Origin of the sequence: Stenotrophomonas sp. CASM110 (assembly GCF_049384345.1) — a bacterium.
GTDB lineage: Bacteria > Pseudomonadota > Gammaproteobacteria > Xanthomonadales > Xanthomonadaceae > Stenotrophomonas > Stenotrophomonas muris.
The window spans coordinates 191,803-216,370 of sequence record NZ_JBMRGI010000002.1 but is presented as its reverse complement, the minus strand read 5'-3'; the positions used below and the strand labels follow the sequence as shown (position 1 = coordinate 216,370).

Genomic DNA, 24,568 nt, shown 5'->3' with positions numbered 1-24,568 from the left:
AAATATTCAGGAAGTCGTTGACAGCCTGCGGATTCATCTTCACAATTGCGCCTCTGGAACGCCCAGGTGGCGGAATTGGTAGACGCACTAGTTTCAGGTACTAGCGGGTAAAACCGTGGAGGTTCGAGTCCTCTCCTGGGCACCAACGAAAGAACTCCTCGCTTCGGCGGGGATTTTTTTTGCCTGTGATCCGGCAGCCGGGGTCGGATTCCTTTCCAGAGGAAAGGGCTCTGGCCCCAAGCGAGTGAGATGGGGGGCAGAGCCCGTTTCGCATGCGCAACGGCAACCGACCCGGGATCAGCAAAAAGTGTTGACACCCCCGTCACGGCACCCCATAATCTCGCTCCTCGACGCCCAGGTGGCGGAATTGGTAGACGCACTAGTTTCAGGTACTAGCGGGTAAAACCGTGGAGGTTCGAGTCCTCTCCTGGGCACCACGTCGAGAATGAGAAAAACCCGCGAAAGCGGGTTTTTTCATGCCCCGGATCCGGCATCAGAACAACGGCCGCAGCACCAGTTCCAGCCCGAGCAGCAGCAGGAACCCCAGGAAGCAGGCGCGGAACACGCGCGCGCTGATGCGCTGCCGGATCACCTGGCCCAGCCACATGCCCAGCAGCGCCGGCAGCACCGCCAGCGCACTCAGCCCCAGCTGCTGGATGCCGAACGCACCGTGTAGCACCAGACCGGTGGTCAGCGAAATCGTCGACACGGTGAACGCCAGCCCGAGCGCCTGCACCAGCTCCTCGCGCTGCAATCCCAGCGACTGCAGGTACGGCACCGCCGGCATCACGAACACACCCGTCGCCCCCGTCACCACGCCGGACAGCGCACCCACCAGCGGCCCCAGCCAGCGCTCGCGCCGCTGCGGCACGCGGAACACCGGCGCGAGCAACGCATAGGCGGCATAGACCACCAATGCCACGCCCAGCGCAACGCGCGACCAGGTGCGATCGACCCGCACCAGCAGTGCGGCCGAACCCAGCGTCACCACCACCACGGCAAGCATCATCGGCCACAAACGCCGCACGATGTGGCCCAGCGACGGCCCGGACAGCAGTTGCCACGCATTGGTGACGAAGGTTGGAATGAACAGCATCGACGCCGCCGCCACCGGTGACAGGGTGCTGCCCAGCAGGCCCATCGCCACCGTCGGCAACCCCATCCCTGTCACGCCCTTGACCACGCCGGCCAGCACGAACACCACCACCAGCAGCAAATAGAAGTATGTCGATTCATGCATGGCTTCATTGGACCGGGCCCTCGCCAGGCGCACAATGCGGTCTTCCCGGCCCAGCCTTCGGCTGACCCGAAGGCGCCGGATCAGCAATGAGGCACGACATGCGGATGGACATCGCCGACCTGCGCCTGTTCCTGGCAATCGCCGAAGCCGGCAGCATCACCGCCGGCGCGGCACAGGCAAACCTGGCATTGGGTTCAGCCAGCGAGCGCCTGCGCACGATCGAAGCCGATGCCGGCACCGCGCTGTTGCACCGGCACCCACGCGGCGTCAGCCTGACCGAGGCCGGCGCCGCCCTCGCCCACCACGCACGCCTGATCCTGCAGCAGCAGGCACAGCTGCGTGGCGAACTACAGGCGTTCGCGCAGGGTGCGCGCGGCACCCTGCACCTGTATGCCAACACCGCCGCGCTGACCAACTACCTGCCCTCGCGGCTCGCGCCGTGGCTGGCCGAACGCCCACGCCTGCATGTCGAACTGCTGGAGCGCACCAGCCCCGAAGTCGTACGCGCGATCAGTGCCGGCCAGGCCGAAGCCGGCATCATCAGCGATGCGGTCGACGCTGCCGGCCTGCAGCAGCATGTGGTCGCCGAAGATCCCCTGGTGATGCTGCTGCCGGCCGACCACCGCTTCGCGACCCGGCGCAGCCTGGCTTTTGCCGAGGCTGCCGGAGAGACCTTCGTTGCCCTGGCCGACGGCAATGCACTGCAGACCTACATCGAGGCCCAGGCGCGCGACATCGGGCGCCGCCTGGATGTACGCATCCGCATGAAGACCTTCGAAGGCGTGTGCATCATGGTCGGCCACGGCATCGGCGTCGGCATCGTGCCGCGGACCATCGCGCGCCAGCATCGGCGCAGCACGCACACCGTCGCCGTACCGCTCGCCGATGCGTGGGCGCAACGACGCCTGTGCGCGTGCTTTGCCGAGTGGACACGACTGTCACCGGCGATGCGCAGCCTGCTGCATCACCTGGGCGTGCAGCCCCAGAAAAAAGTGTGAAATGTTGTTGACACATCTTCTGTGGCTCCCCATAATTCATCTCCTGAGTCGCCCAGGTGGCGGAATTGGTAGACGCACTAGTTTCAGGTACTAGCGGGTAAAACCGTGGAGGTTCGAGTCCTCTCCTGGGCACCACGACTCAAGATGATCAAACCCGCGAAAGCGGGTTTTTTCGTTTCCGGGGTCTGGGAATTCACGCCCCGAGATCCATCCATGCGTGGCGTGGATCCACCAAAAGAAAAACCCCGCCTTGCGGCGGGGTTTCTGCGTTTCAACAGCAATGAACGGTCAGTGCCCGCCGCCGGCGGCAGCACCTGCACCCGCGCCGAACGGCGGCTTGGCCAGCCACAGGAACGTGATGATCGCCAGGAAGATCCAGCCCAGCAGGAAGAAGATGTCGTTGAAGCCCATCTGCGATGCCTGGTGGTTGATCATGTTGTTCAGTACCGCTGCACCGTGTTGCAGGTCGCCCTGCCCCATCGCCGTCACCTGGTCCTGCATGCCGGGCTGATAGGCCGAGATGTGCTCGGTCAGGTCGGCATGGTGCACCTGGGTACGCCGCGCCCACAGCCACGTCGTCAGTGACGCCGCGAAGCTGCCACCCAGCGTACGCAGGAACGTGGCCAGGCCGGAGCCCGCCGCGATCTCGCGCCCATCCAGGTCCGACAGCAGGATCTGCAGCACCGGCATGAAGAACAGCGCGACGCCGATGCCCATGATCAGCTGCACGCCGGCCACGTGCATGTAGTCCACCTGCAGGTTGAAGTTCGAACGCAGGAAGCTGGTCATCGACAGCACGATGAAGGCCACCGTGGCCAGCATGCGCATGTCGAAGCGCGATGCGTACTTGCCGACGAATGGCGTCATGATCACCGGCAGGATGCCGATCGGCGCGGTCGCCAGGCCTGCCCAGATCGCGGTGTAGCCCATGTCACGCTGCAGCCACTGCGGGATCAGCAGCGCCACGCTGAAGAACGCCGCGTAGGCCACCACCATCGCCAGCGTGCCGGCGCGGAAGTTGCGGTGCCGGAACAGCTTCAGGTCGACGATCGGATCCTTGTCGGTCAGCTCCCAGATCAGGAACACCGTCAGCGTCACCACCGCCACGCAGGCCAGCACCACGATCTTCATCGACGAGAACCAGTCCTCGTCGTTGCCCAGGTCGAGCACCAGCTGCAGGGCACCGACACCGATCACCAGGGTGACCAGGCCGACGTAGTCCATCTTCGGCTTCTCGATCTGCTCCGGGCGTCCCTTCAGCTGGTTGCCCACCACCAGCGCGGCGAAGATGCCCAGTGGCACGTTGATCAGGAAGATCCATTCCCAGCTGTAGTTGTCGGTGATCCAACCACCGAGGATCGGACCGCAGATGGGCGCCACCACCGTGATCATCGCCAGCAGCGCCAATGCCTGTCCGCGTTTCTCGCGCGGATAGATCGAGACCAGCAGCGACTGCGTGATCGGGTACATCGGGCCGGCCACGAAACCCTGCAGCGCACGCGACAGCACCAGCATGCCCATGCTCTGCGCCAGGCCGCACAGCAGCGAGGTGATGACGAAGGCCAGCGTGGCCCAGACGAACAGCTTGCGCTCGCCGAAGCGACGGCTGAGCCAGCCGGTCAGCGGCAGCGCGATGGCCGTGCTGACCGCGAACGAAGTGATGACCCAGGTCGCCTGCTGCGAGCTGGCGCCGAGATTACCGGCGATGGTCGGCAGTGAAACGTTGGCGATGGTGGTGTCGAGCACCTGCATGAACGACGCCATCGCCAGGCCCACGGTGCACAGGGCGACGCTGGGTGGCAGGAACCCGGAGGCCGCACCCGGCGCCGCCGGTGCACCCGGAGCGCCGGGTGCGGCTGGAGCTTGTGCGGACATGGCGACCTCAGCCCACCTTTGCCTGTTGCTGCGGCAGGTTGCCCTGGATGATCGTGTGGATCACCTCATCGGCATCATGCAGCTGCTTGGCATATACGTCGGTGTCGAACACGGTGCCCTTGGCCGGGGTGCTCGGCAGTACTTCACCCTTCTGGTCGCGCAGGCTCACTTCGGCCTTCATCGACAGGCCGATGCGCAGCGGGTGTTCGGCCAGCTGCTTGGCATCGATGGCGATGCGCACCGGCACGCGCTGCACGATCTTGATCCAGTTGCCGCTGGCGTTCTGCGCCGGCAACAGCGAGAACGCCGAGCCGGTACCCAGGCCCAGGCTCTGGATGCGGCCCTTGTACTTCACGTCACCGGCATACAGGTCCGACTTCAGCTCCACTTCCTGGCCCAGGCGCATATGGCGCAGCTGGGTTTCCTTGAAGTTGGCCTCGACCCACATCTGCTCGGTCGGCACCACGGCCATCAGGGCATTGCCCGGCTGCACGCGCTGGCCCACCTGCACCGAACGACGGGCAACGTAGCCGGTGACCGGCGCGACGATGCCGGCGCGGGCGTTGTTGAGGAAGGCCTGGCGCAGCTGCGCGGCGGCGGCCTGCACGTCCGGCTGGGTGGCGATCACGGTGTCGTCGACCAGCGCGCGGTTGCGCTCGACGGTCTCGCGCGAACCGGCAACGGCCGCTTCGGCCGCAGCCAGCTCGTCGCGGGCGTGGGCCAGTTCTTCGTTGGAAATGGCGCCAGTGGCGGCCAGATCCTTGCGGCGGGCGAAGTCCTCGCGCACGCGCTTCAGGGTCACCTGGCGGGCGTTCAGGTCCGCCTGCGCGCCTTCCACGCTGCGGTACAGGCCACGGGTCTGGCGCACGGTCTTGGCCAGGTTGGCTTCGGCCTGCTGCAGCGCTACCGAAGTGTCGGACGGGTCCAGCTGCACCAGCAGCTGGCCGCGCTCCACGCGCATGCCGTCATCGGCATTGATGGCGACCACGGTACCGGCCACCAGCGGGGTGATCTGCACCTGGTTGCCCTGCACGTAGGCATCGTCGGTCTCTTCGAACCAACGGCCGAACATGAAGTACCACAGCGCCAGGGCGGCAAGCAGCAGCACGACGATCACGAACAGGCCGCGCAGCAGGTTGCCGCGGCGGTTGGGGGCGGCCGGGGCCGCGGTGTCTTGGGTCTGGCTCATGGCGGGCGTCTTCAGGAATGCGAGGAATCGGAATGGGAGGCGATCGGTGCGCGGTCGGTGTCGGCGGGCTGGAAACCACCGCCCAGCGCCTTGCTCAGGCGCACCGAGGTCTGCACCTGCTGCGACTGCAGGCCGGCCAGCTGCTGCTGCGACTGCAGCAGGGTGGACTGCGCGGTCAGCACGTCCAGGTAGCTGCCGATGCCGGCGCGGTAGCGCTGCTGGGCCAGGTCGAAGGCCGAGCGTGCGGTGTCCACTGCCTGCTGCTGCGCGTGCGCCTGCTGCGCCAGCGAGCGCACCGCGTTGACCTGGTCGGCGACGTCGCGCAGTGCATCGAGCACGGCCTGGTTGTAGTTGGCCACCGCCAGGTCGTACTGCGCGTCGGTGTTGGCCAGGTTGGCGCGCAGCTTGCCGCCTTCGAAGATCGGCAGGCTCAACGCCGGGCCGATGTAGGCGAAGGTCGAGCTGCTCTTCAGCAGGTCACCCACGTTCGGGGCGACCACGCCGGCCAGCGCGGTCAGGTTGAAGCTCGGGTAGAACTTGGTCTTGGCGACCTTGATCTGCTTGTCGGCCGCTTCCACGCGCCAGCGCGCAGCCACGATGTCGGGGCGACGGCCGAGCAGTTCGCTGGGCAGTACGCCCGGCAGCTGCAGTGCCATCGGGTTCAACGGCTGCGGGCGCTGGATCGACAGGCCACGGTCCGGCCCCTTGCCGACCAGTGCAGCCAGCGCGGTGCGGGCGGCGTCGATGCGCTGCTGCGCGGCCAGCACCTGCTGCTGCGCGGCCGGCACGCGGGCCTCGGCCTGGCGCACCTGCAGATCGCTGTCGATGCCGGCGCTGCGGCGCTGGCGGGTCAGCTGCAGCGATTTCTGCGAGCGGGTCAGTTCTTCCTCGGCCACGTCGTTGAGCTGCCACGCGTAGGCCAGGTCGGCATAGGCCTGGGCAATGCCGGTGGACAGGTTCAGGCGTGCGGCCTGGGCTTCAACGGTGGCGGCATGCGCGCCATCCACCGCCGCTTCCCAGGCGGCGCGCTTGCCGCCCCACAGGTCCACGCCGTAGCTGAAATCGAAGGCGACTTGGCTGCTGCCGCCATAGCGGCCGCCCATCTCGCTGCCGACCATCGACTCGGGCAGGCGCAGGCCGGTGTAGCCGCCGGACACCGACAGGCTGGGCAGCTCGTCGGCGCGCGCGGTACCGACCTGGGCCTGGGCCTGGCGCAGGCGCGCGTCGGCGGCGTCCAGGCTCGGGTGGCCGGCCAGGCCCTCGGCGACCAGTGCGTCCAGCTGCGCATCGCCCAGTGCCTTCCACCAGTCCTGCGCCGGGAAGCCGGCGGCGCTCAGGTCGGTGTCAGCCAGGGTGCGTTCGCTGTGCAGGCTGTCCACGTCAAGCACGTGGCCCTGCGGGTTGAGGCCACGACTGCTGGCGCAGGCGGCCAGGGCCAGCGCCAGCGCTGACACCAGCAGCGCGCGCCCGGACCGGCGGAGAGTGGAATGCGGGATCGGGTTCATGGGGTCGTCAGTGAATCGCGGATTCGGGTAAGGAGGGACAGCAGCAGCGTGCGCTCGTCGGCGGAAAGATCACGCAGCGCGTAATCCATCACCGCGTCGCCGCGCAGCTTCAGCCGCGCCCACAACGCACGGCCTTCGTCGGTCAGCACGATCTGCAGTGCCCGCCGGTCCTGCGCATGCGCCTCGCGGCGGACGCAGCCCAGCGCCTCCAGCTTGTCCAGCAGGCGGGTGACCGCGCTGGGCACCTGGTCGATGGCCTGGGCCAGTTCGTTGGCGGTGCAGGGCGCCATGTGGGAAAGCACCTTCAACCCGATGTAATGGGTGAAGCCGATTCCCAGATCTTCTTCCGCCATGGACGCGTCGAGTTGGCGCACCAGGCCGTCGCGCACCTGGCGCAGCAGCAGGCCGAAGCTGGGGGGAGTGGTTGCAGGACAGATCATGGGGGAGCATTCTCTTCCAAAAAAAATATTTCTCAATGGAAATATTCGATCTGGCATCGAATGCTGTGTTGCAGCAGCGGGCTCGATCAGTGAAGGCGCCTACCTTAATGATCTGGTCAGGTGGCCCGGTAGTACAATCCAGCCAATGGATGTCACATTTCAGCCAGCGGACATGATGAACAAGGCAGAAATTCAGGTTCCCAAACGCCTACTCAGAGATGAGGCACTGGACTGGTTCGAGCGCAACGACGGCCCGCCGGTCATCGCCTTCCGCTTCGACAGCCAGCAGGGCCTGGCCCGCGAGGTCGACTGGCACCACCACCAGCGTGCCCAGTTGATCTGCGTCGAACGCGGCCTGCTGACCACCCGCACCTCGCATGGCACGTGGTCGCTGGCGCCGGGCTCGGCCGGCTGGATGCCGCCGCTGGAACCGCACACCGTCACCCTCGACGGCCCGTTGCGCGGCTGGGGCATGGCACTGGCTGCACCGGCCTGCGCCACCCTGCCCGCCGACCCCTGCGTGCTGGGCCTGTCCAAGCTGGCGCAGGCGCTGGCCGACCGCATCTGCGAATGGCCGCTCGGCCATGACACCACGCCCGAGCGCCAGCACATCATCGACGTGCTGCTGGACGAGATCCGCACCGCGCCGCGGCAGCGCATGCACCTGCCGATGCCGCACGACCGGCGCCTGCTGAAGATCGCCTCGCAGTTGCTGGCCGACCCCTCCGACGAACGCAGCCTGGCCGAATGGGCGCATTGGGCCGGTCTGTCACCGCGCAGCCTGACCCGTCACTTCCGCGACGAGACCACGCTCAGCTTCGCCCAGTGGCGGCAGCAGGCGCGCCTGTCAGAGGCCCTGCGCCAGCTGACCGACGGCCGCAGCGTGGCCGACATCGCCCACGCGCTGGGCTTCAGCAGCGCCAGCGCGTTCGTTACCGTGTTCCGCCGCCACTTCGGGCTGCCGCCCGGGCGCTACCTGGCACGGGCCGGGCACGGCCTGGAAACCGGGCTGGACCCTGCGCGCGGCTTGGCATCCCCCGCCGCATCCGGATAATCACAGGATTGCGAGCGGCGACCGCCGTCGCCGCCTCCCGACAACAGGTAACAACGCCGCATGACCGAACTTGCCCGCCCCGTGTTCCACGGATTCGAACAACTGCCGCTGCGCGAGTACGCCGAACGCGCCTACCTCGACTACTCGATGTATGTGGTCCTGGACCGCGCCCTGCCGTTCATCGGCGACGGCCTGAAGCCGGTGCAGCGCCGCATCATCTATTCGATGAGCGAGCTGGGCCTGAATGCCGCGTCCAAACCGAAGAAGTCCGCGCGCACCGTCGGTGACGTCATCGGTAAGTACCACCCGCACGGCGACAGCGCGTGCTACGAGGCCCTGGTGCTGATGGCACAGCCGTTCTCGTACCGCTATCCGCTGATCGAGGGCCAGGGCAACTTCGGCTCCAGCGACGACCCGAAGTCGTTCGCGGCGATGCGTTACACCGAATCCAAGCTGACCCCGATCGCCGAAGTGCTGCTGGGCGAACTGGGCCAGGGCACCACCGACTGGGCACCGAACTTCGACGGCACCCTGCAGGAGCCGACCTGGATGCCGGCACGGCTGCCGCACCTGCTGCTCAACGGCACCACCGGCATCGCCGTGGGCATGGCCACCGACGTGCCGCCGCACAATCTCAACGAGATCGTCAGCGCACTGCTGCACCTGCTGGACAACCCCGATGCCAGCGTGCGCGACCTGTGCGAGCACGTGCAGGGTCCGGACTATCCGTCCAGCGCCGAGATCATCACCTCGGCCAACGACCTGCGGAACATCTACGAGACCGGCAACGGCAGCGTGCGTGCACGTGCGACCTTCACCAAGGAGGCCAGCAACATCGTGGTGACGGCGCTGCCGTTCCAGGTGTCGCCGTCGAAGGTGATCGAGCAGATCGCCGCGCAGATGCGCGCCAAGAAGCTGCCGTGGCTGGAAGACATCCGCGATGAATCCGACCACGCCAACCCGGTGCGCGTGGTGCTGGTGCCACGTTCCAACCGCGTCGACGCCGACCAGCTGATGGGCCACCTGTTCGCGACCACGGACCTGGAGCGCAGCTACCGCGTCAACCTCAACGTGATCGGGCTGGACGGCCGTCCGCAGGTGAAGAACCTGAAGATGCTGCTCAGCGAATGGCTGACCTTCCGCAGCAACACCGTCACCCGCCGCCTGCAGCACCGCCTGCAGAAGGTCGAGCGCCGCCTGCACCTGCTGGAAGGCCTGCTGGTCGCCTTCCTCAACCTGGACGAGGTGATCCACATCATCCGTACCGAGGACGAACCGAAGGCCGCGCTGATCGCGCGCTTCGGCCTGTCCGAGGAACAGGCCGAGTACATCCTGGAAACCAAGCTGAAGCAGCTGGCCCGCCTGGAAGAGATGAAGATCCGTGGCGAGCAGGACGAGCTGGCCAAAGAGCGCGAGAAGATCCTCGGCATCCTCGACAGCAAGGCCAAGCTGAAGAAGCTGATCCGCGACGAACTGACCGCCGACGCCAGGAAGTTCGGCGACGCACGCCGCTCGCCGCTGGTGCAGCGCCAGGCCGCGCAGGCCATCGACGAGACCGAGCTGGTGCCGAGCGAGCCGATGACCGTGGTGCTGTCGGAGAAGGGCTGGATCCGAGCGGCCAAGGGCCACGACGTCGATGCGTCCGCCCTGTCCTACCGCGATGGCGACGCCCTGCAGGGCGCAGTGCGTGCGCGCAGCACCCAGCAGGTCGCGTTCCTCGACAGCGAGGGCCGCGCCTACTCGACGCCGGTGCACACCCTGCCCTCCGCGCGTGGCAATGGTGAGCCGCTGACCGGCCGCTTCTCGCCGGCAGCGGGTACCAGCTTCGTGACCCTGGCCAGTGCCGAGCCGGATGCCCGCTTCGTGCTGGCCTCCAGCCACGGCTACGGCTTCGTCACCCGCTTCGAGAACCTGATCGGTCGCAACAAGGCCGGCAAGGCGATGCTGAACCTGTCGTCCGGCTCGTCGGTGCTCACCCCGTCGATGGTCGCCAACGTGGCCACCGACCGCATCGTGGCGGTGACCAGTTCCGGCAACCTGCTGGCGATCGCCGCCAACGACCTGCCGGAACTGGACAAGGGCAAGGGCAACAAGATCATCGAGATCCCGAAGGCCAAGCTCGCCACTGAACGCGTGGTCGCCATCGTGGCGATCAGCCCGGGGCAGACCCTGCAGGTGCGCAGCGGCCAGCGCACCATGGGCCTGAAGTTCAACGAGCTCGACGCCTACCTCGGCGCCCGTGCCACCCGCGGCCACCTGCTGCCGCGCGGCTGGCAGAAGGTGGAAGGGCTGTCGGTGGAATAAGAGGTACGGGGGTCGGATCCCTTTCCATGGGAAAGGGCTCTGACCCCAGGCACGAAAAAGCCGGGGCATTCCCCGGCTTTTTCGTTGTCGGCTGGCGGGCGGTGGAGCGGCTGGCGGGCGAAGGCTGGCTGGCGGTGCTCCGGTGCTGGCGGGCGACAGAACGCTGTGCTGCTGGTGGAGCCGACCGCTGGTCGGCTGCTTTTGGCTCCTGGTAGAGCCGACCGCTGGTCGGCTGCTTTCTGCAGAGCAGCCGACCAGCGGTCGGCTCTACCGGAAGGCAGCCGAGCATTGGCTCGGCTCTACAAAAACGATGCCCGCTCAGTGCGCCGGGGCGCCGTTGCCGTCGATCTTGCTCAGCTGGTACAGCTCCAGGCCGATGCGCTTGATCAGGCCCAGCTGCTGCTCCAGCCACCAGGCGTGGTCTTCCTCGGTGTCCTTCAGCTGCGCCAGCAGGATGTCGCGGCTCACGTAATCGCCCTTCTCCTCGCACAGCTTCATGCCGGCGGCGAGATTGTTCCGAACGGCGTATTCAGTATCGAGATCCTTCTGCAGCATCTCCTCCACGGTCTTGCCCGGCTCGGTGGCATGCGGGCGCATATCCGGGTCGCCACCCAGGAACAGGATCCGGCGGAGCAGCGCATCGGCATGCTGGGTTTCCTCTTCCATCTCGTGGTTCAGGCGCTCGTACAGCGCGAACAGGCCCTGGTCCTCGTAGCGGCGGGAATGGATGAAGTACTGGTCGCGCGCAGCAAGCTCGCCGCGCAGCAGTTCCTTCAGGCAGGCGATGACGTCCGGGTTGCCTTTCATGGGGGGGCTCCTGTGAATCGATGCGGCATAGGGTGCCGCATTTCAAAATACGGTGATCTAATCGGAATCAGTCGCAGTTGCGCCTGCGGCTACAATCGGCCCACGAGTTCGGAAAGGACGTGCGATGCGACGTACATGGCGTTGGGTGCTGGGCGTGTTGATCGCCATCGTGCTGGTCACCGCACTGGTGCTGTGGCTGCTGCTGCGCGGCAGCCTGGCCGACCTGGACGGCGAGCATGCGCTGCCGGGGCTGGCCAAGCCGGTCACCATCGAGCGCGATGGGCTGGGCGTGGTCACCATCACTGCCGGCAGCCAGGCCGACGCGATGCGTGCGCTCGGCCGCGTACACGCGCAGGAACGTTATTTCGAGATGGACCTGATGCGCCGCAGTGCCGCTGGCGAGCTGTCGGCGCTGTTCGGGCCGAAGGCCATCGACGCCGACAAGCGCATGCGCGTGCACCGGCTGCGTGCACGCACCGAGGCGAATCTGCAGGCCGCACTGGGCGACAACGGCACGGCCGTGCGCGCCTACGTGGATGGCGTCAACGAAGGCCTGGCCGATCTCTCCGTGCGCCCATGGGCCTACCTGCTGCTGCGGCAATCACCACAACCGTGGCAGGCCAGCGACAGCGTGCTGACCGGGCTGGCCATGTATGCCGACCTGCAGGACCCCGGCAACCAGACCGAGCTTGCGCTCAGCCGCATCCGCGCAGTGGTGCCGCCGGCGCTGTACGCGCTGATCGCCCACGACGGCACCGAATGGGATGCGCCGCTGTTTGGCGAACCCACCGGCAACGCCGCCCTGCCCGATGCCAGCCAGCTGGACCTGCGCACATTGAAGGGAAAAACGGGCACTGAGCAGGAAGAGGGCGACGTCATCGGCAGCAACAACTTCGCGGTGGCCGGGGCGCTTACCGCCGACGGCCGCGCCATCGTTGCCGACGACATGCACCTGGGCCTGCGTGCACCCGGCCTGTGGTTCCGCGTGCGCCTGCGCTACCCCGACCCGCAGGCCGCCGGCGGCCAGGTCGATGTCACCGGCTTCTCCCTGCCGGGCCTGCCGGCGGTGATCGTCGGCAGCAACGGGCACGTCGCCTGGGGCTTCACCAACAGCTACATCGACACGGCGGACTATCGCACGGAACCGGCCAACGCCGCCGTGACCGTGCACGAAGAGCGCATCGCCGTGGCCGGCCAGGCCGACGTGCTGTTCGCGGTGCGCGAAACCGACTGGGGGCCGATCCTGCATACCCATGCCGATGGCAGTGGCGACGCCCTGCGCTGGGTCGCACACCTGCCCGGTGCCGTACGCCTGGATTTCGCTGACCTGGCCCGCGCCGGTGACCTCGACGGTGCACTGCACTTCGCCGACCGTGCCGGCATCCCCGCACAGAACCTGGTGGTCGGTGATCGCAGCGGGCGCATAGCCTGGCGCCTGATCGGCGCTCGCCCGGACCGCGGCCCCGGCTGTGCACCGGCCGGCTTCAATGCCGCCAGCAACCAGGGCTGCGCGCCGTGGCCGATCCGCAGCGATGCCTCGCCGGCATTGATCGATCCCCCCAACCATCGCCTGTGGACCGCCAATGGACGCGTCCTCGACGGCGAGGCACTCGCCAGCGTCGGCAACGGCGGCTATGACCTGGGTGCGCGGGCGCGGCAGATCCGCGACCTGCTGGCAATCCAGGAGCGCTTCGACGAGCACGACCTGCTGGCGATCCAGCTCGACGACCGCGCGGTGTTCCTGCAGCGCTGGTGGGCTCTGCTGCACGACGTCATCGAACGCAGTGACGACCCTGCGCTGAAGCGTTTGAAGGAGGCCAGCCATCAATGGGGCGGGCGCGCCTCGGCCAGTTCGGTCAGCTACCGGGTGGTGCGTGAATTCCGCACGCAGGTCATGGCCACGCTGTCCGATGCACTGCTGGCCCCGGCCAACGCGCAGCTGGGCGATGCCTACCTGGACCCACGCCTGGCACAGCTGGAAGGCGTGGCCTGGCCGATGCTGGAACAGCGCCCGGCCAACCTGCTGCCACCGGCCTTCGACAGCTGGGATGCGCTGCTGATCGACGCCGCCCGCCGTACCGAGGGTGAGCTGGCCAAGCAGGGGCCGCTGGCCAAGCGCAGCTGGGGTGAACGCAATACCGCGGCGATCTGCCACCCCATCGCACGGGCGCTGCCGGACATCGCCAAGCGCTGGCTGTGCATGCCCGCCGACCGCCTGCCCGGCGACCGGGACATGCCGCGCGTGCAGACGCCGAACTTCGGCGCCTCCGAGCGCATGGTGGTCTCGCCCGGCCACGAGGCCGACGGCATCGTGCACATGCCCGGCGGCCAGAGCGGCCATCCGCTGTCACCGTACTGGGGTGCCGGCCACGAGGACTGGGTGCATGGGCGCCCGACACCGTTCCTGCCGGGCAAGACGCAGCACGTGATGACACTGGTGCCAGCGCGGTAGTGCCGGCCGCTGGCCGGCATCCATGCAGGGGTGTCCAGCATCATCAGGTTACCGGCCAGCGGCCGGCACTACCGTTCAACGTTCAGGCCCTGCGCCGTTCGATCAGGTTCAGCAGCGGCCCGGTCATCGCCGTGGTCACCAGCGCCATGATCACCAGCACCGCGAACAGGCGGTCACCGAGCAGGCCCAGCTCATACCCCAGGTTGAGCACGATCAGCTCCATCAGGCCGCGGGTGTTCATCAGCGCGCCCAGCCGCCACGCTTCGCGCGTGGGCATGCCGGCACTGCGCGCGGCACTGAAGGTGCCCAGCAGCTTGCCCGTCGTGGCCACCGCGATCACCACCACGCACAGCATGATGTCGCTGGCCTGCAGCGCATCGGCGCGCATGCGCAGCCCGGTCATGGCGAAGAACAACGGCAGCAGCAGCGTGACCGCGAACGGCTCGACACGGGCCATCAGCAGGTCACGCAGCTGCGCGTTGGACGATACCGCGACACCCGCAGCGAACGCGCCGAACAGCGCGTGGATGCCCAGCATCTCGGTGACCAGCGCACTGCCCAGCGACAGCAGCAGGATGCCGAGCAGCCAGCGCCCCTCACGGCCCGGCGCAATCTGCCGGCGCGCGAACCACGGCTTCACCAGCCCCAGCATCAGCGCCACGAACGCGACCACGCACACCAGGTTGAGGCTGGCCGGCAACCAGCCGCTGGCCTGGGCGGCAGCCACGATCAGCGCCAGCAGGCACCACGCGGTGGCATCGCCCAAGGCAGCGCAGGCGATCGCGGTCTGCCCCAGCGGCGTCTGTGTGATCCCGCGGTCGGCCAGGATGCGCAGCAGCACGGGGAAGGCCGTGATGCTCATCGAGATGCCTACGAAAAGTGCGAATGCGGTGAAGCCCACACCCTGTGGGCCATGCTGCGGATACAGCCAGATCGCCAAGGCGACGCCGAGCACGAACGGCACTGCAATGCCGGCATGGCTGACGGTAAAGGCGAAACGCCGACGGCCACGCAGCGCCGCCAGGTCCAGTTCGGCACCGGCCACCAGCAGGAACATCAGCACGCCCAGCTGGCTGAGCATGCCCAGCGGGCCCAGCGAACTGGCCGGGAACAGCGCACCATGCAGCTGCGGCAGCAGGCTGCCAAGCACCAGCGGCCCCATCATCAGGCCAGCGGCCATTTCGCCGATCACCGCCGGCTGTCCCATGCGCTTGAGCAGCGCCCCCGCGCCCTTGGCCACCAGCAGCAGTACCAGCAGCTGCAGCAGGAACAGGCCCAGCGGAGACGCCAGATGCTGCACCCAGCCGCCTTCGGCGGCGACGGAGGCACGGGCAACCGCCTCGGGCGCCGCCGGCCCGGCATACCGCGCCAGCAGCACGCCAGCCAGCAACGGAACCCCGGCCCACGCCAGGTAGCGCCATCCCCATTTCGTGGGCGGCGCGTTGCCGCCTGCCTGTACGTCCATGAACATTCCCCAATGTGCAGGGGGCGATCATACAAAAAGGGGACGGAGGGGATTAAGTCGTTTGTGCCACAAACGACTTAATCCCCTCCGTCCCCTTTTGGGGGTGCTCAGGCCAGTGCCTGCTCGTGCACGCCGGCGATCGCGCGACCGGAGGGATCTGCCGCCGCGGCGAAGCTGGCGTCCCAGGCGATGGCCGCGGGCGACGAACAGGCGATCGACTTGCCTCCCGGCACGGTCTCGGCCGCTGCCCGGCTCGGGAAGAACTGCTCGAACAGGTGGCGGTAGTAGTACGCCTCCTTGGTCTGCGGCGGGTTGTGCGGGAAGCGCTTGTCGGCGGCCGCCAGTACACGGTCGCTCACCTGCGCCTCGGCATGTGCCTTCAGCCCATCGATCCAGCCATAGCCCACGCCATCGCTGAACTGTTCCTTCTGCCGCCACAGGATGCTGTCCGGCAGGTAGCCGTCGAACGCCTCGCGCAACACGGCCTTCTCGATGCGGCGGCCGCCAAAACCGGCACCGACCATCTTGTGTGCGGCATCGAAGCGCATCGCCACATCGAGGAACTCACGGTCGAGGAACGGCACGCGCGGCTCCACGCCCCAGGCCATCATCGACTTGTTGGCGCGCAGGCAGTCGTAGTTGTGCAGGGCGTCGAGCTTGCGTACCAGCTCGTCGTGGAATTCACGCGCATCCGGTGCCTTGTGGAAGTACAGGTAGCCACCGAAGATCTCGTCGCTGCCCTCGCCGGAGAGCACCATTTTCACGCCCATCGCCTTGATCCGCCGCGCCAGCAGGAACATCGGCGTCGATGCGCGGATGGTGGTGACGTCGTAGGTCTCGATGTGGCGGATCACCTCCGGCAGCGCATCGAGGCCTTCCTCGAACGTGTACTCGAAACCGTGATGCACGGTGCCCAGCGCTTCGGCGGCGATCGCTGCGGCGGCCAGATCGGGCGAGCCCTTCAAGCCGATCGCGAACGAGTGCAGGCGCGGCCACCAGGCTTCGGTCTGTCCCCCATCCTCGATGCGACGACGTGCATAGCGCGCGGCCACCGCCGCCACCAGCGACGAGTCCAGGCCACCGGACAGCAGCACGCCATAAGGCACATCGCTCATCAGCTGGCGCTCCACCGCATGCTCGAACGCCTGGCGCAGTTCAGCCAGATCGGCCTGGCGGCCCTGCACGTCGGCGTAGTCGCGCCACGGTTGCTGGTAGTAGCGCACCAGCTCACCGCTGGCACTGTCGAAATAGTGGCCCGGCGGGAACTGCGCGACATCGGCACAGGTATCGACCAGCGCCTTCATTTCCGAGGCCACGCGCAAGCGCCCCTGGGCATCGTGGCCCCAGTACAGCGGCACCACGCCCACCGGGTCGCGCGCCACCAGCACGCGTCCACTGTCACGGTCCCACAGCGCGAAGGCGAAGATGCCGTTGAGCTGTTCCAGCCACTGCGCCGGCGCGCCGCCCTGGCGGTAGAGCGCGTTGATCACCTCGCAGTCCGAGCCGGTCTGGAAGTCGTAGGTGGTGGTCAGCGCCGCCTTCAACGCCTGGTGGTTGTAGATCTCGCCGTTCACCGCCAGCGCCAGCTGGCCATCGGCCGACAGCAGCGGCTGCGAACCACCGGCCGGATCGACGATGGCCAGCCGTTCATGGACCAGCAGCGCACCTTCGTCGAGGTACACGCCGCTCCAGTCCGGGCCACGGTGGCGCTGGCGTTGCGACAGTTCCAGCGCGTGGCGGCGCAGGGTGGGAAGATCGTCACCGGCCTGCAGGCCGAAGATTCCGAAGATCGAACACATGGGGGAGCTCCTGTTGGGGAATTTCACGGGTGGGAAGGTGTTCGACCGGCCATCCAGGCCCGGGCAGGCTGCGCCCGGGCACAAAAAAACCCGCATCGGCTGATGCGGGTTTTCTGGTGTCCGGGCGTGTGTTGCTATCTATCTACCCAGGGCGCAGTCCCGCATCGGCCGCGCACGATTATTCGCGCGCAGATTATTGCGGTTGTTGTTATTGACGGCGGTGGCCAGGCGGATCGACATGGCATCGACCCTACCCCGCTTTCCGGCGCAGCGCAACCGTTGCGTTGGCAACCACTCCCCGGCGCGCATAATGGCGCGCCGTGAAACGTGTAATGGAAATGCAACACCGCACTGGACGCAACGTGGCGCTGGCCGCCCTGTTCTGCCTGGGCCTGGCCGCCTGCCAGACCCTGGCCCCACCCTCGCCCCTGCCGCCGGCCCAGCTGCAGGGCCTGGAGCAACACGGCACCGACGGCAGCTTCGAGGGTGCCTTCGATACCGCGGAAACCTTCGAACGCTTCAACGATCCGCGCGCCATCGCCTACTACGAGCGCGCCGCCGCGGTCACACCCTGGACCTTCCACAACACCAAGGCGGAAGAAGCGCTGGGACGGATCTGGATCTCCGGCACGCTGCGGCATGCCGACAGCCCCCACATCAACCCGGCACCGGTGCTGCGCGCGTCCTGGCGACGTGGCGAACGCGCGTATCTGGCGGCCGCCTACCACGGCAATCCCTATGCGTTCTACGAACTCGCCAAGGCCTATCGTCAGCGAGGCGACGCGCAACAGGCGCTGCGCTGGGACCTGCGCGGAATGATCTACGAGCGCTACCCGAGTTCATCGTCACGGCTACCGGATGCGGTGGCCGCACAGGATGGCACCGTGCATCCACTGGTTGCGCAGATCCAGCGCCGCGCCGAGCGTGGCGATGCCGAAGCGCAGGTAGACCTGGGCGCGCTGCTGGAAAAGGGCATGGGACTGCCGCGCGATCCCGCACGTGCGCTGCAGCTGTACCAGCGTGCCGGCGAGAAGGGCAATGTGTTCGGCCAGTACTTCGCCGGACTGCTGCTGGGCCGCGGTGCACCGGGCGTGGAGAAGGACACCGACGCAGCCGCACGCTGGTTCGCCCGGGCCGAGGCGCAGCGCTTCTACATGGCGGCGCCGAGCTACTGGGAAAAAGCGATCAAGCCGCCATTCTTCATTTTTTCTGAGTAGAGCCGAGCCATGCTCGGCTGGGCATTCCCTGCAGAAGCAGCCGAGCATGGCTCGGCCCTACAGGAAAGCAATGCCGGCGAAAGGCGTGCCGACCAACGGTCGGCACCCAGCGTCGCAGGTTCACGCCAGCAGCCGCTCCACCAGCCGCTGGTACAGCCCCGGCAATGCCTCCAGATCGGCCACGCGCACGTTCTCGTCCACCTGGTGGATGCTGGCGTTGACCGGCCCCACTTCGATGCACTGCGCGCCCAAGGGCGCGATGAAGCGGGCATCGGAGGTGCCGCCGCCGGTGCTTTCTTCCGGTGCACGGCCGATGTGCTCGGCCAGCACCGCACGCGCGGTGGCGCGCAGCGTGCCCTCCGGGGTGTAGAACGGCTCGCCGCTGCGGTGCCACTTCAGCGTGTACTGCAGGCCATGCCGTTCCAGCAGCGCGGTGATCTCCGCTTCCAGCTTCGGTGCGTCCCAGTGCGGGTTGTAGCGGATGTTGAAATCCACCTCGAGCTCGCCGGGAATCACGTTGTTGGCACCGGTACCGGCATGGATGTTGGAGACCTGCAGGCTGGTCGGCGGGAAACTTTCGTAGCCGTCATCCCAGCGCCGCGCACTCAGCTCGGCCAGGGCCGGCGCCGCCTGGTGGATCGGGTTGCGTGCCTTCTCCGGATACGCCACGTGGCCCTGCACGCCCTGCACGCGCAGCTTGGCCGACAGGCTGCCGCGACGCCCCACGCGCAGCAGGTCACCCAGCGTCGCAGTCGAGGACGGCTCGCCGGTGATGCACCAGTCGATGCGCTGGCCGCGTTCGGCGAACAGGCGTGCGACGTGGCGCACGCCATCGATGGCGTCGCCTTCCTCGTCGCTGGTCAGCAGCACCGCCAGCGTGCCGGGATGATCAGGATGCGCTGCAACGAACTGCTCGGCGGCCACCACGAACGCCGCCACGCTGCCCTTCATGTCGGCGGCGCCACGGCCATACAGCACGCCATCGCGGATCTGCGGGCTGAACGGATCGCTGGCCCAGGCCTCACGAGGGCCCGTCGGCACCACGTCGGTATGGCCCAGCAGCACCAGTACCGGCGCGCCCTGGCCGTGGGTCGCCCACAGGTTGTCGACCTCACCCAGCCGCAGGTGATCGCACTGGAACCCGGCCTGCTTCAGGCGTGCCGCCAGCAGCGCCTGGCAACCGGCATCATCGGGCGTCACCGAGGGCCGCGCGATCAGCTCGCAGGTCAGGTCGAGCACCGCGCTCATGCGTCACCCACGCCGAAGCGGGCCTTGAAGCCGTTGTCGCTGAAGCCCTGGCTGACCGTGCCATCGGCCGTGACCACCAGCGGGCGCTTGATCAGCTGCGGGTACTCGCGCAGCAGCAGCTTCCATTCGGCCTCGGAATCGGCGGCCTTGCGGTTGTCCGGCAGCTGCCGCCAGGTGGTGGAGGACCTGTTGACCATCGCGGCCAGGCCACCCAGCTGCGCGGCCCACGCCAACAACATTTCCGGGCTGGGTTTGTTGTCGCGGTAGTCGACGAAGGTGTACGGCACGCCGAAGCGGTCCAGCCACCTGGTCGCCTTCTTGCAGGTATCGCAGTTCTTCAAACCGTAGACAGTGGTGCTCATGGCCATCTGTGATGCTGGAAAACAGAGGGCCAGAATCTCACAACAGGCGCTCGGACACGACCCGGAAAGGTACCCTTGGCAGCTGGAAGGCCAGCCCCTCGTGCAGCGCCACGCCCATCGCCTGCAGGCGCGGGCACTGCTGTTCGCCTTCCAGCTGCAGCGGTTGCAGCTGCGCGATGTCCACCGGCAGGGCAATGCGGGTGCTGGCCCAGCGCTGGTCGCAGGTGCGGGCGATGGCCTCGTCCTGGCAGGTCAGCAAGCGCAGCAGGGCCTGGTGGCCGCCGAAGGCCGCCGCCCACCCGGCATCGTCCCAGCCCGCAGCGCCCTGCCACTGCAGGTGCAGCGCCGGCGCACTGCCCTGCCCGCCCTCGATCAGGGTGTACCCACCGCCATCGGCGCGCACCACGTGCGCGAAGCGCACCGACAGATGCGGCTGCATGGCATCGCTGAAAGCGCGCGCGCCGGCGACGAAGGCCAGCTGGTCCATCACGTTGCGATCAAACAGCACCACCGGCGTCCCATCCCGATCGTCGTCACGACGCAGGTACCAGCGCCAGTTGCTCTGCCGGGGAGACGGCATCATCGAGCGCAGCGGCCCGGCCAGCGCGGGCCCGAAGTGGCCGTGCCGGTAGCTGAGGATGGTGTAGGGCGTGCGTCCGGCATGGACCACGTAGTGATGGCCTGGTGGTGGCATCGGCGCTTGGCGTACGTCGACCCACCAGCTCACGTAGACCACGTCGCGCACATCGCTTACCAGCGCCGGCATCGGCCAGCGCCGCGACAGCGCGCGGCGCAGCCGGGTCCAGCGTGGAGCGTGCAGCAGGCGCGGCAGCATCCGCCCGAACAGGGTGTCGGACGGATGCTGGTAGATCGCGGACTGCGCCAGATCCTCCGGCGCCGTCATCTTCAGTCAGCCAGGCCGCGCAGCAGGTCGTTGACGCTGGTCTTGCTGCGGGTCTTGGCATCAACCTGCTTGACGATCACCGCGCAATACAGCGAATGGGTACCGTCCTTGCTCGGCAGCGAGCCGGACACCACCACGCTGTACGGCGGAATGTAGCCGTAGGTGACCTCGCCGGTGGCACGGTTGTAGATGCGGGTGCTCTGGCTGAGGAACACGCCCATGCCGATCACGCTGTGGTGGCCGACCACCACGCCTTCCACCACTTCCGAACGCGCACCGATGAAGCAGTGGTCCTCGATGATGGTCGGGCTGGCCTGCAGCGGCTCCAGCACGCCACCGATGCCGGCGCCGCCGGACAGATGGCAGTGCTGGCCGATCTGCGCGCAGGAACCGACGGTGGCCCAGGTGTCGACCATGGTGCCTTCGCCGACATGGGCGCCGATGTTGGTGAAGCTCGGCATCAGCACCACGTCCTTGCCGAAGTAGGTACCGCGGCGGGCGATCGCGCCCGGCACCACGCGCACGCCACCACGGCGGAACTTCGCTTCGTCATAGCCGGCGAAGCGCGATTCGACCTTGTCCCAGAACGGCGCCGGGCGTGCATCGACCACCGCCATGTCGTTGACGCGGAAATACAGCAGCACGGCTTTCTTCAGCCACTCATTGACCTTCCAGCCGCCCTGGCCGTCCGGCTCGGCGACGCGGAACTCACCGCTCTCCAGGCCGTCGATCACGCGGTTGACGAGCGGCTTGGTCGACCCTTCCAGCTCGTGCAGGGTCAAGGTGGCGCGGCGCTCGAAGGCGCTCTCGATGCCGAACTTGAGTTCTTCCACGCCTGGTGCCGACGGCTTGCGCAGCGACTTGCGGGCGATGGTTTCGGCGCGGACGGCTTCGGCGCTCTTGGCCGGGGCCGGCTTCTTCACAGCACGCTTCACTGCAGCCGTTTTCTTCGCCGGGGCCTTCACCGCAGCGGCCTTCTTCGGCGCAGGGGTCTTCTTCGCGGCCGGTGCGGCAGCAGCGGGTTTCCGGGCCGCTGCGCTCTTGGGGGTCGCGGCGGTCTTCTTGGCGGGCTTGGTGGCCATCAGGCGGGGTCTCCGGCGTTTCGATCAGGGTCCAGGCAGGCCAGCATCGCGTCATGCAGCTGCTGCCGGGCAGGTTCAGTCAGGGGGAGGTCGTGTTCGTCACTGATCACGAAGGTGTCTTCGGCGCGTTCGCCGAACGTGGCAATGCGCGCATCATGCACGCGCAGGCCCTGGTTGCGCAGCACGAACGCCACATCGGCCAGCAGGCCGGGACGGTCGGGGGCGACCAGGGCAAAACGGGTTGCGCCCGGTTCATCGCGGAACTCGATGCGCGGGGCGAAGCGGAAGTGCCGCAGCTGCCGCGGTACCACCCGGCGCGACGGCCGCAGGCGCGACAGGTCACCGCTGAGTGCCTCGCGCAGCGCCGCTTCCAGGTTGGCACTGTTGCCATCGGCAAAGGTGTCGGCCGGGTTCACTTCGAAGGTATCGAAGATGGTGTCGGCCGGACCGTCCAGCACGCGCGCGCGATGGATGCCGTAGCCCTTGCGGTCCAGGGTCATCACGATCGCGGCAAACAGGCCATCACGGTCGGGCGAGTGCACGAACACTTCCAGCGCCGGGTCGTCGACGCTGATCCGGCGCACCTTCACCAGCGCCTGGCCCTGCTTCACCGGCACCAGCGCGGCGGCCTGCCAGGCCAGCTGCTCGGGGCGCAGGCGGATGAAGCCCTCATCCGGCATCACCGCGAACTGGCGGTCGATGGTGGCATCGTCGTAACCCTGCTCGCGCACCAGTGCGCGCACGCTGTCACGTGCCTCGGCCACGCGCTCGGCGGCCGGTACCGGGTGCTCCAGCCCCTCGCGCAGCGCGCGCCGGGTGGCAAAGTACAGATCGGCCAGCAGGCGGTCCTTCCAGGCATTCCACAGTTTCGGGCTGGTGCCGGCGATGTCGGCACAGGTCAGCAGGTACAGGTAATCCAGGCGGTCGCGGCTGCCGACCAGGGTGGCGAAGCGATGGATCACCACCGGATCGGCGATGTCCTGCTTCTGCGCGGTCACCGACATGCGCAGGTGCTGTTCGACCAGCCATGCCACCAGCTCGGTATCGGTGCCACTGAGCGCATGCGCCTGGCAGAACGCGCGCGCGTCCACCGCACCCAGCTCCGAGTGGTCGCCGCCGCGCCCCTTGGCGATGTCATGGAACAGGCCGGCCAGCAGCAGCAGTTCCGGCTTGCGCAGGCGCGGCCACACTTCGTGCGCGATCGAGAAGCGCTCGTCGGCGCGGCTGCTGGCGAACTGGCCGATGTTGCGCAGGACCATCAGCGTGTGCTGGTCGACCGTATAGACATGGAACAGGTCGAACTGCATGCGCCCGCTGACCTGGGCAAACGCGGGAATCCACTGGCCAAGCACGCCCAGCCGCGCCATGCGCGAAAGCGTATCGACCGGACGCTGGCCGCGCAGCAGGGCCAGGAACTGCTCGCGTGCATCGGCATCGGCCTGGTCATAGGCCGGCAGCAGCGGCAGCGACTCGGCCAGTGCACGCGCAGTGAGCGAATGCAGGCCGCGTACCTGCGGGTTGTTGGCCCAGCTGGAAAACAGGGCGAACACCTGGCCGATGTCGCCGCGCGGCCAGTCGGCCTCGTTGGCGGCCAGGTAACCACGGCGCAGGGAAAAACCCACGGTCAGCGGCTCCGGCTGGGCCTCGCCGTCGAACTGTTCCTCGAAGCGCTGCAGCAGCCGGTCGCTGATCCGGCGCACCACCAGCGCGGCGCGGTAGAAGCCCTGCATCATCTTCTCGACGCCGAGGTTCTCGGCATCGTCTTCGAAGCCCAGCCGCGCGGCCAGGGTCTTCTGGTAATCGAAACGCAGGCGCTCTTCCGGACGGCGCGCGACCAGGTGCAGGCCGAAGCGCAACCGCGCCAGCACTGCACGTTCGCGCTTCAACGCCGCGGCTTCGTCGGCGCCCAGGTGGCCGAGCCCGACCAGGGCCTCCAGGTCGCGCACGCCGAAGGCACGCAACGCCATCCAGCCCAGCGTATTGAGATCACGCAGGCCGCCGGGGCCATCCTTCAGGTCCGGCTCCAGGTTGTCGGCGGTATCGCCGAAGCGCTGGTGGCGGTTGCGCAGCTCTTCCAGCTTGGCCAGGAAGAAGGCGCGTGCCGGCCACAGTTCGCGGTCGTCGATCGCCTCGCGCAGCGCGCGGCGCGCAGCATCATCGGCCAGGATCGGGCGCGCCTCGATCAACGCGGTCAGCACGGTCTGGTCAGCTGCCGCCTCCCGGCACTGCAATGCAGAACGCACCGCATGGCTGACAGCCAATCCGCAGTCCCACAGCAGCGCGAACAGGCGCGCCAATGCCGCCTCGTGCGCCAGTTGTGCCGGCGGATCGCCGAACACCAGCAGGTCGATGTCCGAACGCGGGAACAGTTCACCGCGGCCATAGCCGCCGACCGCGAACAGCGACAGGCCGCTGTCGGCCGGCAGGCAGCGCTGCCAGGCCAGGCGGATCAGATGGTCGGCAGCGCGCGCGCGCAACGCCAGCAGGCGCTCGATGTTGTCGCCCTGGTCGAAGCGGCGGTACAGGCGCGCGTCGGCCTGCTGCAGCGCCTGGCGCGCGGCAGCAGCCCAATCCGGGTCGTTGAGCGACGCGGCCGGCGTGTCCAGCAGCGAACTCGCCGGCAGCAT

At 67.8% G+C, this 24,568-nt stretch carries 18 protein-coding genes and 3 tRNA genes; 8 read left to right on the top strand and 13 right to left on the bottom strand.

Going from position 1 to position 24,568, the window contains the following annotated elements; genetic code table 11:
* The first annotated feature begins 60 nt into the window (after positions 1-60).
* Positions 61-145, top strand: a tRNA-Leu gene (locus tag VG561_RS02345).
* A gap of 207 nt (positions 146-352) precedes the next feature.
* Positions 353-437: transfer RNA gene (locus VG561_RS02340), tRNA-Leu, on the top strand.
* A 56-nt stretch (positions 438-493) separates the two neighbouring features.
* On the opposite strand, the gene VG561_RS02335 is transcribed toward VG561_RS02340, so the two are convergent.
* Complete coding sequence (locus VG561_RS02335; protein ID WP_014646526.1) at positions 494-1,240, bottom strand: sulfite exporter TauE/SafE family protein; 747 nt, start codon at positions 1,238-1,240, stop codon at positions 494-496.
* A 98-nt stretch (positions 1,241-1,338) separates the two neighbouring features.
* Here VG561_RS02335 and VG561_RS02330 point away from each other — a divergent pair, with 98 nt between their 5' ends.
* Together VG561_RS02330 and VG561_RS02325 are read left to right on the top strand one after the other, a co-directional pair.
* Positions 1,339-2,238: a LysR family transcriptional regulator gene (locus tag VG561_RS02330; RefSeq protein WP_049442196.1), complete on the top strand. Its 900-nt coding sequence runs from the start codon at positions 1,339-1,341 to the stop codon at positions 2,236-2,238.
* A gap of 50 nt (positions 2,239-2,288) precedes the next feature.
* Positions 2,289-2,373 (top strand) — tRNA-Leu (locus VG561_RS02325).
* Positions 2,374-2,526: 153 nt separating this feature from the next.
* On the opposite strand, the gene emrB is transcribed toward VG561_RS02325, so the two are convergent.
* From emrB to emrR, 4 genes are read right to left on the bottom strand one after another with little or no spacing between them, the layout of a single operon-like run.
* On the bottom strand, positions 2,527-4,113 hold the full coding sequence (emrB, locus tag VG561_RS02320) for a multidrug efflux MFS transporter permease subunit EmrB (protein ID WP_005408769.1): 1,587 nt from the start codon (positions 4,111-4,113) through the stop codon (positions 2,527-2,529).
* 7 nt (positions 4,114-4,120) lie between these two features.
* A complete protein-coding gene (gene emrA, locus VG561_RS02315) occupies positions 4,121-5,302 on the bottom strand; it encodes a multidrug efflux MFS transporter periplasmic adaptor subunit EmrA (RefSeq protein ID WP_032956867.1) in 1,182 nt (393 codons plus the stop codon).
* An 11-nt stretch (positions 5,303-5,313) separates the two neighbouring features.
* On the bottom strand, positions 5,314-6,807 hold the full coding sequence (emrC, locus tag VG561_RS02310; protein ID WP_046429738.1) for a multidrug efflux transporter outer membrane subunit EmrC: 1,494 nt from the start codon (positions 6,805-6,807) through the stop codon (positions 5,314-5,316).
* Positions 6,804-7,247: a multidrug efflux system transcriptional regulator EmrR gene (gene emrR, locus VG561_RS02305; protein ID WP_014646521.1), complete on the bottom strand. Its 444-nt coding sequence runs from the start codon at positions 7,245-7,247 to the stop codon at positions 6,804-6,806. The genes emrC and emrR overlap by 4 nt, the downstream gene beginning before the upstream one ends.
* A gap of 172 nt (positions 7,248-7,419) precedes the next feature.
* Between emrR and VG561_RS02300 the strand changes: the two genes are divergently transcribed.
* Positions 7,420-8,301, top strand: a complete 882-nt coding sequence (locus tag VG561_RS02300) for a helix-turn-helix domain-containing protein (RefSeq protein ID WP_046429737.1) — start codon at positions 7,420-7,422, stop codon at positions 8,299-8,301.
* A 60-nt stretch (positions 8,302-8,361) separates the two neighbouring features.
* The gene (gene parC, locus VG561_RS02295) at positions 8,362-10,605 is read left to right on the top strand and encodes a DNA topoisomerase IV subunit A (protein WP_288494573.1); all 2,244 of its coding nucleotides are present in this window, start codon (positions 8,362-8,364) and stop codon (positions 10,603-10,605) included.
* 318 nt (positions 10,606-10,923) lie between these two features.
* Here parC and bfr read toward each other — a convergent pair whose 3' ends face one another.
* Positions 10,924-11,412 (bottom strand): bacterioferritin, encoded by a 489-nt coding sequence (gene bfr, locus VG561_RS02290; protein ID WP_005408763.1) that lies wholly within the window; start codon positions 11,410-11,412, stop codon positions 10,924-10,926.
* A gap of 124 nt (positions 11,413-11,536) precedes the next feature.
* Here bfr and VG561_RS02285 point away from each other — a divergent pair, with 124 nt between their 5' ends.
* Positions 11,537-13,864, top strand: coding sequence for a penicillin acylase family protein (locus VG561_RS02285; RefSeq protein WP_046429734.1), 2,328 nt, complete (start codon positions 11,537-11,539; stop codon positions 13,862-13,864).
* 82 nt (positions 13,865-13,946) lie between these two features.
* Here VG561_RS02285 and VG561_RS02280 read toward each other — a convergent pair whose 3' ends face one another.
* Positions 13,947-15,335, bottom strand: a complete 1,389-nt coding sequence (locus tag VG561_RS02280; RefSeq protein ID WP_423179345.1) for a cation:proton antiporter — start codon at positions 15,333-15,335, stop codon at positions 13,947-13,949.
* A gap of 101 nt (positions 15,336-15,436) precedes the next feature.
* Positions 15,437-17,128, bottom strand: coding sequence for an asparagine synthase B (gene asnB, locus VG561_RS02275; protein ID WP_046429732.1), 1,692 nt, complete (start codon positions 17,126-17,128; stop codon positions 15,437-15,439).
* Between the two features lie 338 nt (positions 17,129-17,466).
* On the opposite strand from asnB, the gene VG561_RS02270 reads away from it, so the two are divergent.
* On the top strand, positions 17,467-18,345 hold the full coding sequence (locus VG561_RS02270; RefSeq protein ID WP_423179344.1) for a tetratricopeptide repeat protein: 879 nt from the start codon (positions 17,467-17,469) through the stop codon (positions 18,343-18,345).
* 120 nt (positions 18,346-18,465) lie between these two features.
* On the opposite strand, the gene dapE is transcribed toward VG561_RS02270, so the two are convergent.
* From dapE to VG561_RS02245, 5 genes are read right to left on the bottom strand one after another with little or no spacing between them, the layout of a single operon-like run.
* Positions 18,466-19,593 carry a succinyl-diaminopimelate desuccinylase gene (dapE, locus tag VG561_RS02265; protein ID WP_049403828.1) on the bottom strand — a complete coding sequence of 376 codons (1,128 nt, stop codon included), beginning with the start codon at positions 19,591-19,593 and terminating at the stop codon, positions 18,466-18,468.
* The gene (locus VG561_RS02260) at positions 19,590-19,961 is read right to left on the bottom strand and encodes an arsenate reductase (RefSeq protein WP_014646513.1); all 372 of its coding nucleotides are present in this window, start codon (positions 19,959-19,961) and stop codon (positions 19,590-19,592) included. Before VG561_RS02260 ends, dapE begins: the two co-directional genes overlap by 4 nt.
* A gap of 31 nt (positions 19,962-19,992) precedes the next feature.
* Complete coding sequence (locus VG561_RS02255) at positions 19,993-20,859, bottom strand: hypothetical protein (RefSeq protein WP_423179343.1); 867 nt, start codon at positions 20,857-20,859, stop codon at positions 19,993-19,995.
* Between the two features lie 2 nt (positions 20,860-20,861).
* Positions 20,862-21,941, bottom strand: a complete 1,080-nt coding sequence (dapD, locus tag VG561_RS02250; RefSeq protein ID WP_049403826.1) for a 2,3,4,5-tetrahydropyridine-2,6-dicarboxylate N-succinyltransferase — start codon at positions 21,939-21,941, stop codon at positions 20,862-20,864.
* Positions 21,941-24,568, bottom strand: a complete 2,628-nt coding sequence (locus tag VG561_RS02245) for a [protein-PII] uridylyltransferase (RefSeq protein WP_423179342.1) — start codon at positions 24,566-24,568, stop codon at positions 21,941-21,943. Before VG561_RS02245 ends, dapD begins: the two co-directional genes overlap by 1 nt.